The organism is Paraburkholderia sp. RL17-368-BIF-A (assembly GCF_046054045.1).
GTDB lineage: Bacteria > Pseudomonadota > Gammaproteobacteria > Burkholderiales > Burkholderiaceae > Paraburkholderia > Paraburkholderia graminis.
This window is the reverse complement of the sequence record NZ_JARESN010000024.1, coordinates 1-14,571: the sequence shown is the minus strand read 5'-3', so window position 1 is coordinate 14,571 and position 14,571 is coordinate 1. Positions and strand designations below refer to the sequence as shown.

Below are 14,571 nucleotides of genomic sequence, written 5' to 3'. Positions count from 1 at the left end.
CAGTCAGGCGCCTCGCGGCTGCATCGCGGCTAGATCGCGGCCACCGTCAGCGCGCGCCGTAAAGCTCCTTCAGCACCCGCGACGGCCGTCCGCCGAACAGCGCCGACAGCTTCGCAAGGCTCGGATTGGCGAGGTCGCGGATCGCGGCGTCGTCGGCGAGAATCTGGCGGATCAGCGCGTACTTGCGCAGGCGCTCCGTCTCGTCGAGCTTGACGCCCGTCTCCGCCTCTTTCAGCGCGTCCACGAGTTGCCGGTATTCTTCCTGCAAGTGCACCAGGTCGTTCCACAGGGCGCGTCGGGCAGCCATCAGCATGCGGCAGGACAACGCTGCGATGGCCTCGTAGCGGGCAAAATATTCTGCGTTCGATGTCATCTCATGCTTTCCGCGGCCGGCTGGGCAGCCATCCGCGCTATCTCCGGGGCAATCCCGATCCATGCCTCTTCGAGCGTCGCCAGTAGACCGTCGACCTCGACCAGCATTGCCTCGCTCGCTTTTATATTGGCTTCCAGCAGCCGGCGCGACATATAGCTATATAGCGCGTTCAACCGCTGCGCAATCTCGCCGCCCACCTCAAGGTTGAGCGACTGCTGCAGCCCGCTTTCGACGATCTGAATCGCCTTGCCGATCGCCTCTCCACGACCGGCGACATTGCCCTGCTGCACGTGCATCCGTGCTTGCGCGATAGCCTGCCTGGCTCCCTGATACAGCATCACGATCAGACGATGCGGACTCGCGCCCATCACCCCTGTCTCGACGCCCACGCGTGCGTACGCATTGGCTCCAGAGTGTCCTGGGGAAAACATCGGCGCTCCTCCTCAATTGCAACTACGGTTGGTCGTGGCAGCCCATCGGGATGCGTCGCCGCGTCCCGGATTCATGCCTGTATCTGGTTATCGGATACGCAGCGAGAAAGCTTTAGGCCGGTGTAAGGAGGATTAAGGGGTCAGGCCGCGCGTGCTCGCGCATGCTCAAGCGAGCGGCGCGGCGCATGCAGCAGGTTGCGGCCGTGGCGGGCGGAACATTCTTGCCGCCGCGGCCGCTTGCGTTCAGACCTGCATCTGCATGATGTCGTTGTAGGCGGACACCAGCTTGTTGCGCACCTGCAGGCCGAACTGGAAGCCGACGTTGGCCTTCTGCATGTCGACCATCACGTCGTTTAGCGACACGTTCGACGCGCCGAGCTCGAACGCCTGCGATTCGCCGATCGCCTTGGTCTGATCGCCGCTGATCTTGTCCAGCGAGGCCTTGAGCGCCGACGCAAAGCCGCCGGCCGTGGCCGCGCCGGACTCCCCTGCGGCCGAAGCGCCGGCCGCCGCGGTGCTGCCGCCGGTCGCCTGCGCAGCCATCGAATGCAACTGTTGCAGCGCCGACGAAATCGCGTTCACGGGCAAAGTCATGTTCTCTCCAGTAATGACGAGCGGCACGACTAAACCGTACCGATCTGGACGAAAGCATAGCAGCGGGCTTTACGGGAAAGCCCCGAAACTAGGGGGGAAACCCGGCTCTATTCAAGCAATCGGGCGCGTCTGCCGTGCGGATAATTTCAGTCGTGAAAGTCTCTGTCCATACTCCCGTCGGCTCTCGGCGCGACATAGCGGCAGAACGCAAAGGCATCCCGGAGAAACCCGACGCATGGATTCGTCAGCCAACTCTTTGATCAACCCCGACGCCCGCATGGGCCTCGCCGGCGCGCAGCCCGGCGCGGCGGCGGCGGGCGCCGGCCAGCCCGGCGGCAATGCAGACCTGGGCGGCCTCGGTGGCGGCCTCGGCGGCAATTTTGGTCAGCGCCTGTCCGGTCTCGCGCAGATGCGCGGCAACCCGCGCGCACCGCTCATCTTCGCGGTCGCGCTGCTCGTCGCCATCGTGGCGGGCCTGTTCCTCTGGTCGCGCGCGCCGGACTACAAGGTGCTCTACAGCAACCTGTCCGACCGCGACGGCGGCGCCATCATCACGGCGCTCCAGCAGGCGAACATTCCGTACAAGTTCTCCGAGGCCGGCGGCGCGATCCTCGTGCCGTCCGAGCAGGTGCATGAGATGCGCCTGCGCCTTGCATCGCAGGGATTGCCGAAGAGCGGCTCGGTCGGCTTCGAACTGATGGACAACCAGAAGTTCGGCATCAGCCAGTTCGCCGAGCAGATCAACTATCAGCGCGCGCTCGAAGGCGAGCTGGAACGCACGATCGAATCGGTTTCATCGGTGAAGTCGGCGCGCGTCCATCTGGCGATTCCGAAGCCCTCCGTGTTCGTGCGCGACAAGGAAGCGCCATCGGCGTCGGTGCTCGTCAATCTGTATCCGGGCCGCGCGCTCGACGAAGGCCAGGTGCTTGCGATCACGCATATGGTGTCGTCGGCGGTGCCGGAAATGCCGGTCAAGGGCGTGACCATTCTCGACCAGGACGGCAATCTGCTGACGCAGCCGTCGGTGGGCGGCGGGCTCGACGCGTCGCAACTGAAGTATCGCCAGCAGATCGAGCGCAGCACGCAGCAGCGCATCGACGCGATCCTCGCGCCGCTGTTCGGCTCCGGTAATGCGCATTCGCAGGTGAGCGCCGACATCGACTTCTCGCGCAGCGAACAGACGTCGGAAAACTACGGCCCGAACGGCAATCCGCAACAGGCCGCGATTCGCAGCCAGCAATCGAGCACCGCAACCGAAATGTCGCAAGGCGGCGCCTCGGGCGTGCCGGGCGCGCTGTCGAACCAGCCGCCCCAGCCCGCCTCCGCGCCGATCAATGCGCCCGCCGGCGCGAGCGGCGGTGTGACGACGACGCCGGTCAGCGACCGCAAGGACATGACGACCAACTACGAGCTCGACAAAACCGTGCGTCACCTCGAGCAGCCGATGGGCGGCATCAAGCGTCTGTCGGTGGCGGTGGTGGTCAACTATCTGCGCGTGGTCGACGCCAAGGGTCACGCGACGATGCAGCCGGTCACCGCCGACAAGCTCGCGCAAGTGAACCAGCTCGTGAAGGACGCGATGGGCTTCGACGCGCAGCGCGGCGACTCGGTCAACGTGGTCAACAGCCCGTTCACCACCGCGCTCGACCCGAACGCCGACCTGCCGTGGTGGCGCACGCCGGACATGCTGGCGCTGTACAAGCAGATCGCGACGTATCTCGGCATCGGCGCAGTGGCCCTGTTCCTGTACTTCGTGATGGTGAAGCCGGCGCTGCGCCGCGCGTTCCCGCCGCCGGAGCCGGTCGTCGCCGCAGCGCTGCCGTCGCCGGACGAGCCGATTCTGCTCGACGGCATTCCGGCCGCCGAGCGGGCCGGCAACGCCGCGCTCGAAATGGACAACGGCGACGCAGAGCTGCAGGCGCTGGAAAACGCGAAACACAAATATGAGCGGAACCTGGAGTTCGCGCGCAGCATCGCGCGCCAGGATCCGAAGATCGTTGCAACTGTCGTCAAGAATTGGGTGACCGATGAGCGCTGAAGGCGTAATGAAGAGCGCGCTTCTGCTGATGTCGATCGGCGAAGAAGAAGCCGCGCAGGTATTCAAGTTTCTCGGACCGCGCGAAGTCCAGAAGATCGGCGTCGCGATGGCCGCCATGAAGGCCGTGACCCGCGAGGAGATCGACGTCGTGCTGCACGAGTTCGTGCGCGAGGCGGAGAAGCACACCGGCATGTCGCTCGACTCGAACGAGTACATCCGTTCGGTGCTGACGAAGGCGCTCGGCGACGACAAGGCCGGCGCGATCATCGACCGCATTCTGCAAGGCAGCGATACCAGCGGTATCGAGGGCCTGAAGTGGATGGATTCGCCGGCGGTCGCGGAGCTGATCAAGAACGAGCATCCGCAGATCATCGCGACGATCCTGGTTCACCTGGACCGCGATCAGGCTTCGGAAATCGTCGCGTGCTTCACGGAGCGTCTGCGTAACGACGTGCTGTTGCGAATCGCGACGCTCGACGGCATTCAGCCGGCCGCGCTGCGCGAACTCGACGACGTGCTCACGCACCTGCTGTCGGGCAGCGACAACCTGAAGCGCAGCCCAATGGGCGGCATTCGCACGGCGGCGGAAATCCTCAACTTCATGTCGAGCAATCACGAGGAAGGCGTCATCGAGAACGTCCGCCAGTACGACGCGGAACTCGCGCAGAAGATCGTTGATCAGATGTTCGTGTTCGAGAACCTGCTCGACCTGGAAGACCGCGCGATCCAGTTGCTGCTGAAGGAAGTCGAGTCCGAAGCGCTGATCATCTCGCTGAAGGGCGCGGCGCCCGCGCTGCGTCAGAAGTTCCTGTCGAACATGTCGCAGCGCGCAGCCGAACTGCTCGCCGAAGACCTCGACGCGCGCGGCCCGGTCCGTGTCTCCGAAGTCGAGACGCAACAGCGCCGCATCCTGCAAATCGTGCGCAATCTGGCGGAAAGCGGTCAGATTGTGATTGGCGGCAAGGCGGAAGATGCATATGTCTAATCGCAACTCCGCGGCGAAGGCGACCCTCTCGGCCTACCAGCGCTGGGAGATGGCCTCGTTCGATCCGGTGCCGCCCGCGCCGCCGAATTCCGAGGCCGACGAAGCCGCGTTCGAAGCCGAACTCGAGCGCCTGCGCGAAGCCGCGCACGCGCAGGGCATCGCGTCCGGCCACGTCGCCGGTCAGGCGCTCGGCTACCAGGCGGGTTACGAGCAAGGCCACGCGCAGGGCTTCGAGCAAGGCCGAAGCGAAGCGCGCGAGGAAGCGGCGCGGCTTGCGGCGCTTGCCGAAACGTTCAAGGCCGCGCTCGACGGCGCACAAGGCGCGATCTCGGAGACGCTCGTCTCGCTCGCGCTCGACATCGCGCAACAGGTGGTGCGCCAGCATGTGCAGCACGACCCGACCGCGCTGATCGCCGCCGCGCGCGAAGTGCTCGCCGCCGAACCGGCGTTGACGGGCGCGCCCGCGCTGATCGTGAGTCCCGCCGATCTGCCTGTGGTCGAAGCGTATCTGATGGAAGAACTGCAAACGCGCGGCTGGACCGTGCGCACCGACCCGGCCGTGGAGCGCGGCGGCTGCCGCGCGCAGGCCGCGAGCGGCGAAGTCGATGCCGGCATCGATACACGCTGGGAACGCGTCGCCGCGGCGCTCGGCAAAGTGAGTACATGGTGAAGCCGACGCTCGAGGAAATCCGCGCAAGCGACCTGACGCCGCTCGAACGTGAGCTGGCGCTGGCGTCGTTCGGCGCGGAGGCGCTTGCCGAAACGTCGTTCGCGGACGCGGCTCCTGACGCCGCGGTGTTCTCTCAAGCGACTGAAGACGCGGCTGCTGCCAATCACGGGCATCCGCTGACGGGCGCCGCCGCGAGCCGCGAGTCGGCACCGGACGCAGCAGGTCTCGCGCGCGCCGCCTCGAAAGCAACGGCTGCCGCGCCCTACGATCCCGCGCTCGACAGCAATCCGCACATGCAAGCGTGGCGCGGTCGGCTCGACGCGCTGCGCGCGCGCAACGCGATCGCCAAGCCGATGCGCGCATGCGGGCGCCTCACGCGCGCCGCGGGTCTCGTGCTTGAAGCGGTCGGCCTACGCCTCTCGGTTGGCGCGGAAGTGATGATCGAACTGCCACTCGGCAGTTCGCTGCCAATGGCCGAAGCCGAAGTGGTCGGCTTCTCCGGCGACAAACTCTTTCTGATGCCGACCACCGAAGTGATCGGCCTGTTGCCCGGCGCGCGTGTCTATCCGCTGGAGAGCGCGCCGATTGCCGACCCGATGGCGGGCGCGAAGCGTCTGCCGGTCGGCTGGGAATTGCTCGGCCGCGTGCTGGATGCGTCCGGCCGTCCGCTCGACGGACTCGGCCCGCTCGGCGCGCACGCCGATGCGCCGCTGTCCGCGCCGGTCATCAATCCGTTGAATCGGGAGCCGATTCACAAGGTGCTCGACGTCGGCGTGCGCGCGATCAATGCGCTGCTGACCGTCGGACGCGGGCAGCGCATGGGCCTCTTCGCGGGTTCGGGCGTCGGTAAATCGGTGCTGCTCGGCACGATGGCGCGCTACACCAGCGCCGATGTGATCGTGATCGGCCTGATCGGCGAACGCGGCCGCGAAGTGAAGGAATTCATCGAACAGATTCTTGGCGAGGAAGGTCTCGCGCGCTCCGTCGTGATCGCCGCGCCCGCCGACGTTTCGCCGCTCTTGCGGATGCAGGCCGCCGCGTATTCGACGTCGCTCGCCGAATATTTCCGCGACCAAGGCAAGCATGTGCTGCTGCTGATGGATTCGCTGACCCGTTACGCAATGGCGCAGCGCGAGATCGCGCTCGCCGTGGGCGAGCCGCCTGCCACCAAGGGCTATCCGCCTTCGGTGTTCGCGAAGCTGCCGGCGCTCGTCGAACGAACCGGCAACGGGCCGGCGGGCGGCGGCTCGATCACCGCGTTCTATACCGTGCTGACCGAAGGCGACGACCAGCAGGATCCGATCGCCGATTCCGCGCGCGCGATTCTCGACGGCCATATCGTGCTGTCGCGCTCGCTCGCGGAAGCCGGCCACTATCCGGCGATCGACATCGAAGCGTCGATTAGCCGGGCAATGACCGCGCTGATCGACGATAACCATCTGGACAAAACGCGTATGTTCAAGCAGATGCTGTCGCGCTATCAGCGCAACCGCGATCTGATCAACGTCGGCGCTTATTCGAGCGGGCGCGACGCGCTGCTCGACCGCGCGATCGCGCTGTATCCGCGGATGGAAGCCTTCCTGCAACAGGGCTTTCGCGAGTGCGCGAACTTTGAACCGAGTATCGAAATGCTGGACGCGCTGTTTGCCCAAGGAGCCTGACGATGGCGAAACACTTTCCGATCAAGACGCTGATTGGCCTCGCGCAGGACGATGTCGACGCCGCCGCTCAACGTCTTGGCCGCGCGCAGCGCGAGCGCAACGACGTCGAGGCGCAGCTGAACGCCCTCGTGCAGTACCGCGACGAATACCACGCGCGTTTCACGGCGACCGCGCAAGCGGGCATGCCCGCCGGCAACATGCGCAATTTCCAGGCGTTCATCGACACACTCGACGCGGCCATCGAGCAGCAGCGTAACCTGCTCGTGACCGCGAACGCGCGAGTCGAGGCAGCCAAGCCCGACTGGCAGCGTCAGAAGCAGAAGCTCGGCTCGTACGAAGTGCTGCAGGCGCGCGGCGAAGCCGCCGAGGCGAAGGTCGTGGCGCGGCGCGATCAGCGCGACGCCGACGAACACGCGGCACGAATCCTGAGGATGCGCGCGGAAGGCGCCTGACGCCCGCGCCGCCTCGACACACTGACTCGACACCGTACCTTTGACGGATTGACAGGACACTTATGTCGTTTCTTTCACAGATCGGCTCGCTGCTCGGCTCGACCGGCAGCAGCTCCACCAGTAAGCCCAGCAATGCGGCGGCGCTTGCCGCTGCTAGCGCGAAGCCGTTTTCGCAAACGCTGCAGCAGAACATTGATTTGCAGAACAGTGCGGCTTCAAGTGCGGCTGCAAATGCGGCCGCGAATAGCGCTGCAAGCGTGAAGGCCGCCGTGCCGCAGCCGTCTTCCGCGGACATCTCGCAGGGCTCGAGCGTGCACGACGCGCCGCCGCCGGACGATTCCACGACGAAGAGCGCCGACGACGCAAAGAGCGACAGCAACGACAGCAGCACGGCCGACGCGGCATCGTCCGCGGCGTCGGCGGACAAGCCGCAGCAGGCATCGACGGACAAGAACGGCGACACGCCGCCGAAGCCGGCCAATGCCGCCAGCGCAAACGACGCCGGCGCCGCGGCGGCAGCCGCTGCCGCTCAGGCGCAGGCGCAAGCCCAGGCCGACGCGAGCGCCGCCGATGCGGCCGGCGTCAATCTGGCGGCATCGACGAACGCGGACCCGACCGCAACCGGCGCGGCCACCGACACCGCACCTGCCGGCACGCCCGGCAAGAAGGCGCCGACCGATCCGAAATCGCTGCAGGACTCGTTGCAGGCCGCGCTCGCGGCGCTGGCGAACGGCCAGGCTGTGGCTCCGTCGCAGGCTCTCGCGAGCGGCGCGGCAGCCGCCGCGGCGGCGAACGGTCTAGCGAGCGCGAACGCTTCGCTGAACGACACGACGAGCAAGACGCTGGAGGCCGGGTCGTCCGGCGGCGGCAAGGGCTCGGCCGCGGCGCGCGGCGCAATGGGGACGGCGGCGAACGGTACGACTGTTGCCGATCCGACGGCGGCGGCATCGGCGGCTGCGGCGGGCGCGTTGACATCGACGGGAGCGGCAGGCGCGCAGACAGACGACCTGGCATCGTTCAAGAATGCCGCCGACGCGGCGACGGCCGCGCTGGCCGCGAGCCAGGCGGCCGCGAGCGCCGCAAGCACGACGGCGGCCGTGCAAACGACGGGCACCGCGAGCGCGGCGGTCGCGGCGAATGCATTGGGACCGCAGGTCGGCACGACCGACTGGGAGGAGGCGTTGAGCCAGAAGGTGGTGTTCCTGTCGAATGCGCATTCGCAGAGCGCTGAGCTGACGTTGAATCCGAAGGATCTTGGGCCTTTGCAGGTTGTGCTGCAGGTCGCCGATAACCATGCGCATGCGTTGTTTGTTTCGCAGCATCAGCAGGTGCGGGAGGCGGTTGAGGCCGCTTTGCCGAAGCTGCGCGAGGCTATGGAGGCGAATGGGATTGGGCTCGGCAGCGCGAGTGTCAGTGATGGGTTTGGGCGGCAGGGTGGGCAGCAGCAGCAGAGTGCCAGTTCTGGCGGGGGGCGCTCCGCGCGGGGTTTTGGGGGTGAGGCTGGGGCCGCCGGGGCCGGGGTGGTTGTGGCTGCTGGTGATGCCGGTGGGCGGCGTAGTGTTGGGCTTGTGGATACGTTTGCCTGAGCTTTTGCTTTGCCGGGGGCGCTGTTTTTTACCCCTTTGGCCTTTCCTTGATTTCGCGGTGGTCTATTTCGCGTTGCCCCTGTGCGGGGCGGCACTCACTTTCTTTGCCGCCGCAAAGCACCGGTGGCTTATAAGTGGGTCCCACTGGCTCGCTTTGGCCTTTCCTTGATTTCATGGTGGTCTATTGGCGTTGCCCCTGTGCGGGGCGGCACTCACTTTCTTTGCCGCCGCAAAGAAAGTAAGCAAAGAAAGCGGGCTCACTCCGCCAGCTTTTAGATGGCTCCTCCGGTTCGCAGAGCGCAGTGGCACGCCTGACATCCGTGTCCTCGCGCATTCGACGTTCGTGACAAGGCAGTCATTCTTCCGGCGACGCTTCGCGCGCCGCAGCGGTCGTTCCCAAAACCATCGCTCGTTCGGCCGTGTCGCGGGCCGCGAGTCGTCGCGAGGGTTCTGCGGTTTCCCGCGCCGCGAACCATCGCGGCATCTCACGCTTTTCTGCGTTCCACCGCCGCCTCGCCCCAAATGCTCGATTGGAACGCAGGCACTTAAGGTTTCGGCCAGGGCAAAACGATCCCCCCCCGACGGCGCGTCGCCGAGGCGAAGCCGATGGCCCCACCGCGCAAAAACGCAAGCGAGCGGTGTAAGCGAACCCTTCCGGCGAGCACGCAGTGCGAGGCGGGAAGCATGACTGCCTTGTCACGAGCGCCGAATGCGCGAGGACACGGATGTAAGACGCGCCACTGCGCTCTGCGACCCGGGGGGCGCCATCTACAAGCTGGCGGTGTGAGCCCGCTTTCTTTGCTTACTTTCTTTGCGGCGGCAAAGAAAGTGAGTGCCGCCCCGCACAGGGGCAACGCCAATAGACCACCGCGAAATCAAGGAAAGGCCAAAGGGGTTAACAAAAAAACCCCCAACCCCCATCCAGACCAACAAAAAACCAAAGCCGGCCCGCAGGGCCCAAAAACCAGAGATAGCCCGCATTAACCCTTCTGTTCGACCCATCGCGCCGCAGGCAAATCAACAACAATCACTATCACCAGCACTAACGGCAAGCACAGCAAACCTCATGGCTACCACTCCCGCAAATCAGCAAGTCGCGCCCGCTTCCCCGGGCCCCATGAAACGCATCATCCTGATCGCCCTCATCGCTGTCGTCGCCGCGGGCGCGACCGGCGCAGGCGTGTGGTTCTTCATGTCGAAGCGCGCTCCGGCCGCCGCCACGGCAGCCGCGCCGGCGCCCGCTCCGGCACCCACGTTTTTCCCGCTCGAATCGATGACGGTCAATCTCCAGTCGGACGACGGCCAGCAGCACTTCCTGCGCATCGGCCTCACGCTCAAGCTCACCGATCCGAAGACGACGCCGGAGCTCACCGAGCACATGCCGGAAATCCGCAGCCGCATTCTGCTCGCGCTGTCGAACCATCATCCCGATGAACTGGCGCCGCTCGAAGGCAAGCACGCGCTCGCCACCGAACTGCGCACGCTGATCGAGCAGCCGACCGACAAGGGCGCGGCGCCGGTCCACGTCCAGGACGTGCTGTTCACCGAATTCGTCGTGCAGTGACGCGCTTGCGCACTGCCATCATCCAACGTCACGGTATGCACGAGGAATAAGGAATGGGCCACGAAGAGTTCATGTCCCAGGAGGAGGTCGATGCCCTCCTCAAAGGCGTAACCGGCGAGTCCGACTCTGAAGCCGAGCAAAGCGAGCGTGTAGGCGTACGTCCCTACAACATCGCGACGCAGGAACGGATCGTCCGCGGCCGGATGCCCGGCCTCGAAATCATTAACGACCGCTTCGCGCGACTCTTGCGCGTCGGCATCTTCAACTTCATGCGGCGTTCGGCGGAAATCTCCGTCGGTCCGGTGAAGGTGCAGAAGTACAGCGAGTTCACCCGCAACCTGCCGATCCCGACCAACCTGAACCTGGTCCACATCAAGCCGTTGCGCGGCACGTCGCTGTTCGTGTTCGACCCGAACCTGGTGTTCTTCGTGGTCGACAATCTGTTCGGCGGCGACGGGCGTTTCCACACTCGAGTGGAAGGCCGCGATTTCACGCAGACCGAGCAGCGCATCATCATGAAGCTGCTGAACCTGACGTTCGAACACTACGCGGCGTCGTGGAAAAGCGTGCGTCCGCTGCAGTTCGAATACATGCGCTCGGAAATGCACACGCAGTTCGCGAACGTCGCGACGCCGAACGAAATCGTCATCGTCACGCAGTTCTCGATCGAGTTCGGCACGACGGGCGGCACGCTGCACATCTGCATGCCGTACTCGATGATCGAACCGATCCGCGACATCCTCTCGTCGCCGATCCAGGGCGAGGCGCTCGAAGTCGACCGCCGCTGGGTCCGCGTGCTGTCGCAGCAGGTGCAGGCGGCGGAAGTCGAACTGACCGCCGACCTCGCGCAGGTGCCGATCACGTTCGAACAGATCCTGAACATGCGCAAAGGCGATGTTCTGCCGATCAACATCCCCGAGCACATCACGGCGAAAGTCGACGGCGTGCCGGTGATGGAATGCGGCTACGGAATTTTCAATGGTCAATACGCGTTGCGCGTGCAGAAGATGATCAGCGCAGCCGACACGATGAAGGAAGGTGGATATGAGTGATCTGAACGCAAAGCCCGAGGAAGCGCTGAGCGCCGCCGCGGCGCAGGTTGCCGCCGACGCGGCGAGCGCCGAGGACGAAGCGGCGCTCGCCGACTGGGCAAGCGCGCTCGCCGAGCAGAACGACAACACTAGCGAAATCAGCGCGACCACGGCCGGCGTGTTCCAGCCGCTGTCGAAAGTGGCGCCGACCACGACGCGCAACGACATCGACATGATTCTGGATATTCCCGTCCAGATGACCGTCGAACTCGGCCGCACCAAGCTCGCGATCCGCAACCTGCTGCAACTCGCGCAAGGTTCGGTCGTGGAACTGGACGGCATGGCCGGCGAGCCGATGGACGTGCTCGTCAACGGCTGCCTGATCGCGCAAGGTGAAGTCGTGGTGGTGAACGACAAGTTCGGTATTCGCCTGACCGACATCATCACGCCGTCAGAACGTATCCGGAAGTTGAATCGATGAAACCGGCAGTCGTTTGCGCCGTATTGCCTTCGTCGCGTCGCGTATCCAGCCTGGCAATGCGCGCGCTGCTGTCGGCAACGGCCTGCTTCGGCGCGCTCTGCGCTCCGCTCGCCGCGCACGCGGCCGACATCAACGCGGTCAACAACGCAGCGAAGATGGCGTCGACGGTCGGCGCGGGCACTGCGGTTCCGGCGCTCGGCGTCGGCGCGGTATTGCAAACGATCGTCGGCCTCGTGGTCGTGATCGGTCTGGTGTTCGGCTGCGCGTGGCTCGCACGCCGCTTCGGCTTGCAGCCGGGCAGCCGCAGCGGGCTCGTGAAAACGGTCGGCGGCGCATCGCTCGGCGGCAAGGAGCGCGTCGCGGTCGTCGAGATCGGCGATACGTGGCTCGTACTCGGCGCGGCGCCGGGCAACGTGCGTCTGCTTCATACGATGCCGGCCGGCTCGGTCGCGATCGATACGGTCGGCAACGCGCAAGCGGGCACGCCGGGCGGAACAGGTGGCACCGGCAGCAGCGGCGCGAGCGGCACCACATTGTCTGGCAGCTTCGGCCAGCGCTTTCGCGACGCCTTGAAAGGCGAAGTGAGCAAACGTTTCAACGGGCAAGGCAACGGGGTTCGGTAATGCAGTTCAGTCTTCAATCGGCGCAGAGCGCGCCATCCTCGAGCAACTCATACACGTCGATGACCTCCCGCGCCGCCCGCGCAGCAGTTCGCGGCTTGCGCCGCGCGGCACCCGTCGCGTTGCCCGTGGTGTTGCCCGCGATAATGCTCGCGCTGCCGACGCTTTCGTTCGCGCAAACCGCCGGCTTGCCGGCCTTCAACACGAGTCCTGGTCCGAACGGCGGCACCACGTATTCGCTGAGCGTGCAGACGATGCTGCTGCTCACGATGCTGTCGTTCCTGCCCGCGATGGTGCTGATGATGACGAGCTTCACGCGCATCATCATCGTGCTCTCGCTGCTGCGCCAGGCGCTCGGCACGACGACCACGCCGCCTAACCAGGTGCTGGTCGGCCTCGCGCTCTTTCTCACGCTGTTCGTGATGTCGCCGGTGCTCGACAAGGCTTATACCGACGGCTACAAGCCCTTCTCCGAAGGCACCATGCCGATGGAAACGGCCGTGAGCCGCGGCCTCGCGCCGTTCAAGACGTTCATGCTGCGTCAGACGCGCGAAAGCGATCTCGCACTGTTCGCACGCATCTCGCACGCGGCGCCGATGCAAGGTCCCGAAGATGTGCCGCTGTCGCTGCTGGTGCCGTCGTTCGTCACGAGCGAACTGAAGACGGGTTTCCAGATCGGCTTCACGATCTTCATTCCGTTTCTCATCATCGACATGGTGGTGGCGAGTGTGCTGATGTCGATGGGCATGATGATGGTGTCGCCCGCGACGATTTCGCTGCCGTTCAAGCTGATGCTGTTCGTGCTTGTCGACGGCTGGCAATTGCTGCTCGGCTCGCTCGCGCAAAGTTTTGTTTAAACAACGCGCGCTCGCGTTGTTGTTCACGTCCCTTACGTTGTCGATGCTTCCGGTTGAATCGCCATGAATTCAGAATCCGTCATGACACTCGCGCACCAGGCCATGTATGTCGGCCTGCTGCTCGCCGCCCCGCTTCTGCTCGTCGCGCTGGTGGTCGGTCTCGTGGTGAGCCTGTTCCAGGCCGCCACGCAGATCAATGAATCGACGCTGTCGTTCATTCCGAAACTGCTCGCGATCGCGGTCACGATGGTGATCGCCGGTCCGTGGATGCTCACCACGATGCTCGACTATCTGCGCCAGACTCTCACCAACATTCCGACGCTCGTCAACTGAGCGCCGCGTTGTCCTTCCTGCATCGAGCTACGACGCCGCCATGTTTTCCGTCACCTACGCGCAACTGAACGCCTGGCTCACCGCGTTTCTGTGGCCGTTCGTGCGTATCCTCGCGCTGGTCGCAACCGCGCCGGTGCTCGGCAACCGCTCGCTGCCGCTGCGCGTGAAGATCGGCCTGGCGGCTTTCGTCACGATCATCGTCGCGCCGACGCTCGGCGCGTTGCCGCAAGTCACGGTGTTTTCCGCCGAGGGCGTGTGGATCATCGTCAACCAGTTCCTGATCGGCATCGCGCTCGGCATGACGATGCAGATCGTGTTTCAGGCGATCAGCGCAACGGGCGACTTCGTCGGCCTCGGCATGGGGCTCGGCTTCGCCACCTTCTTCGATGCGCAAGCGAGCAGTTCGAGCCAGGTGCTGTCGACCTACATGTACACGATCGCGATGCTGGTGTTCCTCGTGATCGACGGTCATCTGCAGATGATCAGCGCGCTGCTGGCTACTTTCAATACGCTGCCCGTGTCGGCGAATATTCTTGGCTCGCCTGGCTGGCGCACGCTCGCCAACTTCGGCAGCACGATTTTCTCGGCGGGGCTTCTGCTGTCGTTGCCGGTGGTCGCGGCGCTCCTCATCACCAACCTCGCGCTCGGCATCCTGAACCGCGCGGCGCCGCAAATCGGTGTATTCCAGATCGGCTTTCCGCTCACCATGCTGATCGGTATGCTGCTTCTGCAACTGATGACCCCGAACATGATTCCGTTCTTTGCGCGCCTCTTCACGGTGGGCATCGACCAGATGGGACGCGTCGCGCTGGGTTTCCGATAAGCCGGCGTTTTTGCGGCAACGAACGTCAAAAGCGGCACGTCAAAACAACGCGCGAAAAACAGAAAGGGCGGC

The 14,571-nt window shown here is 65.0% G+C and carries 16 protein-coding genes; 13 read left to right on the top strand and 3 right to left on the bottom strand.

All coding sequences use genetic code 11. The features are described from left to right. Positions 1–46: 46 nt before the first annotated feature. The 3 genes from P0D87_RS28565 to fliE form a co-directional block, all read right to left on the bottom strand. Complete coding sequence (locus tag P0D87_RS28565) at positions 47–373, bottom strand: flagellar protein FliT (RefSeq protein WP_006053248.1); 327 nt, start codon at positions 371–373, stop codon at positions 47–49. After that, on the bottom strand, positions 370–804 hold the full coding sequence (fliS, locus tag P0D87_RS28560) for a flagellar export chaperone FliS (protein ID WP_029970932.1): 435 nt from the start codon (positions 802–804) through the stop codon (positions 370–372). Before fliS ends, P0D87_RS28565 begins: the two co-directional genes overlap by 4 nt. Before the next feature lie 243 nt (positions 805–1,047). Next, a complete protein-coding gene (gene fliE / locus P0D87_RS28555) occupies positions 1,048–1,398 on the bottom strand; it encodes a flagellar hook-basal body complex protein FliE (protein WP_053858865.1) in 351 nt (116 codons plus the stop codon). Positions 1,399–1,633: 235 nt separating this feature from the next. Between fliE and fliF the strand changes: the two genes are divergently transcribed. The 13 genes from fliF to fliR all read left to right on the top strand — a co-directional run bounded on the left by fliF (position 1,634) and on the right by fliR (position 14,499). Further along, a complete protein-coding gene (gene fliF / locus P0D87_RS28550; protein ID WP_029970933.1) occupies positions 1,634–3,436 on the top strand; it encodes a flagellar basal-body MS-ring/collar protein FliF in 1,803 nt (600 codons plus the stop codon). Then, a complete protein-coding gene (gene fliG / locus P0D87_RS28545; RefSeq protein ID WP_006053244.1) occupies positions 3,426–4,421 on the top strand; it encodes a flagellar motor switch protein FliG in 996 nt (331 codons plus the stop codon). Before fliF ends, fliG begins: the two co-directional genes overlap by 11 nt. Continuing rightward, positions 4,408–5,091 (top strand): flagellar assembly protein FliH, encoded by a 684-nt coding sequence (gene fliH / locus P0D87_RS28540; RefSeq protein ID WP_171800253.1) that lies wholly within the window; start codon positions 4,408–4,410, stop codon positions 5,089–5,091. The genes fliG and fliH overlap by 14 nt, the downstream gene beginning before the upstream one ends. After that, on the top strand, positions 5,085–6,752 hold the full coding sequence (gene fliI, locus P0D87_RS28535) for a flagellar protein export ATPase FliI (protein WP_053858866.1): 1,668 nt from the start codon (positions 5,085–5,087) through the stop codon (positions 6,750–6,752). The genes fliH and fliI overlap by 7 nt, the downstream gene beginning before the upstream one ends. 2 nt (positions 6,753–6,754) lie before the next feature. Then, on the top strand, positions 6,755–7,204 hold the full coding sequence (gene fliJ, locus P0D87_RS28530; protein WP_006053241.1) for a flagellar export protein FliJ: 450 nt from the start codon (positions 6,755–6,757) through the stop codon (positions 7,202–7,204). 62 nt (positions 7,205–7,266) lie between these two features. Next, positions 7,267–8,790 (top strand): flagellar hook-length control protein FliK, encoded by a 1,524-nt coding sequence (locus tag P0D87_RS28525; protein WP_053858867.1) that lies wholly within the window; start codon positions 7,267–7,269, stop codon positions 8,788–8,790. 1,066 nt (positions 8,791–9,856) lie between these two features. Then, positions 9,857–10,354 carry a flagellar basal body-associated protein FliL gene (gene fliL, locus P0D87_RS28520; RefSeq protein WP_053858868.1) on the top strand — a complete coding sequence of 166 codons (498 nt, stop codon included), beginning with the start codon at positions 9,857–9,859 and terminating at the stop codon, positions 10,352–10,354. A 53-nt stretch (positions 10,355–10,407) separates the two neighbouring features. Then, positions 10,408–11,406 carry a flagellar motor switch protein FliM gene (fliM, locus tag P0D87_RS28515; RefSeq protein ID WP_006050937.1) on the top strand — a complete coding sequence of 333 codons (999 nt, stop codon included), beginning with the start codon at positions 10,408–10,410 and terminating at the stop codon, positions 11,404–11,406. Further along, complete coding sequence (gene fliN / locus P0D87_RS28510) at positions 11,399–11,866, top strand: flagellar motor switch protein FliN (RefSeq protein WP_006050936.1); 468 nt, start codon at positions 11,399–11,401, stop codon at positions 11,864–11,866. Before fliM ends, fliN begins: the two co-directional genes overlap by 8 nt. Then, positions 11,863–12,489 (top strand): flagellar biosynthetic protein FliO, encoded by a 627-nt coding sequence (gene fliO / locus P0D87_RS28505; protein ID WP_321175752.1) that lies wholly within the window; start codon positions 11,863–11,865, stop codon positions 12,487–12,489. The genes fliN and fliO overlap by 4 nt, the downstream gene beginning before the upstream one ends. A 59-nt stretch (positions 12,490–12,548) precedes the next feature. Continuing rightward, complete coding sequence (gene fliP, locus P0D87_RS28500) at positions 12,549–13,343, top strand: flagellar type III secretion system pore protein FliP (protein ID WP_408637091.1); 795 nt, start codon at positions 12,549–12,551, stop codon at positions 13,341–13,343. A 63-nt stretch (positions 13,344–13,406) separates the two neighbouring features. Beyond that, a complete protein-coding gene (gene fliQ / locus P0D87_RS28495; protein ID WP_013340831.1) occupies positions 13,407–13,676 on the top strand; it encodes a flagellar biosynthesis protein FliQ in 270 nt (89 codons plus the stop codon). A gap of 40 nt (positions 13,677–13,716) precedes the next feature. Continuing rightward, positions 13,717–14,499, top strand: a complete 783-nt coding sequence (fliR, locus tag P0D87_RS28490) for a flagellar biosynthetic protein FliR (RefSeq protein ID WP_006050932.1) — start codon at positions 13,717–13,719, stop codon at positions 14,497–14,499. The last annotated feature ends 72 nt before the right edge of the window (positions 14,500–14,571 follow it).

Excerpts from the sequence above, each read along its gene's own strand:
- P0D87_RS28565 (WP_006053248.1), bottom strand. The coding sequence starts at position 373 with ATGACATCGAACGCAGAATATTTTGCCCGCTACGAGGCCATCGCAGCG.
- fliS (WP_029970932.1), bottom strand. The coding sequence starts at position 804 with ATGTTTTCCCCAGGACACTCTGGAGCCAATGCGTACGCACGCGTGGGC.
- fliE (WP_053858865.1), bottom strand. The coding sequence starts at position 1,398 with ATGACTTTGCCCGTGAACGCGATTTCGTCGGCGCTGCAACAGTTGCAT.
- fliF (WP_029970933.1), top strand. The coding sequence starts at position 1,634 with ATGGATTCGTCAGCCAACTCTTTGATCAACCCCGACGCCCGCATGGGC.
- fliG (WP_006053244.1), top strand. The coding sequence starts at position 3,426 with ATGAGCGCTGAAGGCGTAATGAAGAGCGCGCTTCTGCTGATGTCGATC.
- fliH (WP_171800253.1), top strand. The coding sequence starts at position 4,408 with ATGCATATGTCTAATCGCAACTCCGCGGCGAAGGCGACCCTCTCGGCC.
- fliI (WP_053858866.1), top strand. The coding sequence starts at position 5,085 with ATGGTGAAGCCGACGCTCGAGGAAATCCGCGCAAGCGACCTGACGCCG.
- fliJ (WP_006053241.1), top strand. The coding sequence starts at position 6,755 with ATGGCGAAACACTTTCCGATCAAGACGCTGATTGGCCTCGCGCAGGAC.
- P0D87_RS28525 (WP_053858867.1), top strand. The coding sequence starts at position 7,267 with ATGTCGTTTCTTTCACAGATCGGCTCGCTGCTCGGCTCGACCGGCAGC.
- fliL (WP_053858868.1), top strand. The coding sequence starts at position 9,857 with ATGGCTACCACTCCCGCAAATCAGCAAGTCGCGCCCGCTTCCCCGGGC.
- fliM (WP_006050937.1), top strand. The coding sequence starts at position 10,408 with ATGGGCCACGAAGAGTTCATGTCCCAGGAGGAGGTCGATGCCCTCCTC.
- fliN (WP_006050936.1), top strand. The coding sequence starts at position 11,399 with ATGAGTGATCTGAACGCAAAGCCCGAGGAAGCGCTGAGCGCCGCCGCG.
- fliO (WP_321175752.1), top strand. The coding sequence starts at position 11,863 with ATGAAACCGGCAGTCGTTTGCGCCGTATTGCCTTCGTCGCGTCGCGTA.
- fliP (WP_408637091.1), top strand. The coding sequence starts at position 12,549 with ATGACCTCCCGCGCCGCCCGCGCAGCAGTTCGCGGCTTGCGCCGCGCG.
- fliQ (WP_013340831.1), top strand. The coding sequence starts at position 13,407 with ATGAATTCAGAATCCGTCATGACACTCGCGCACCAGGCCATGTATGTC.
- fliR (WP_006050932.1), top strand. The coding sequence starts at position 13,717 with ATGTTTTCCGTCACCTACGCGCAACTGAACGCCTGGCTCACCGCGTTT.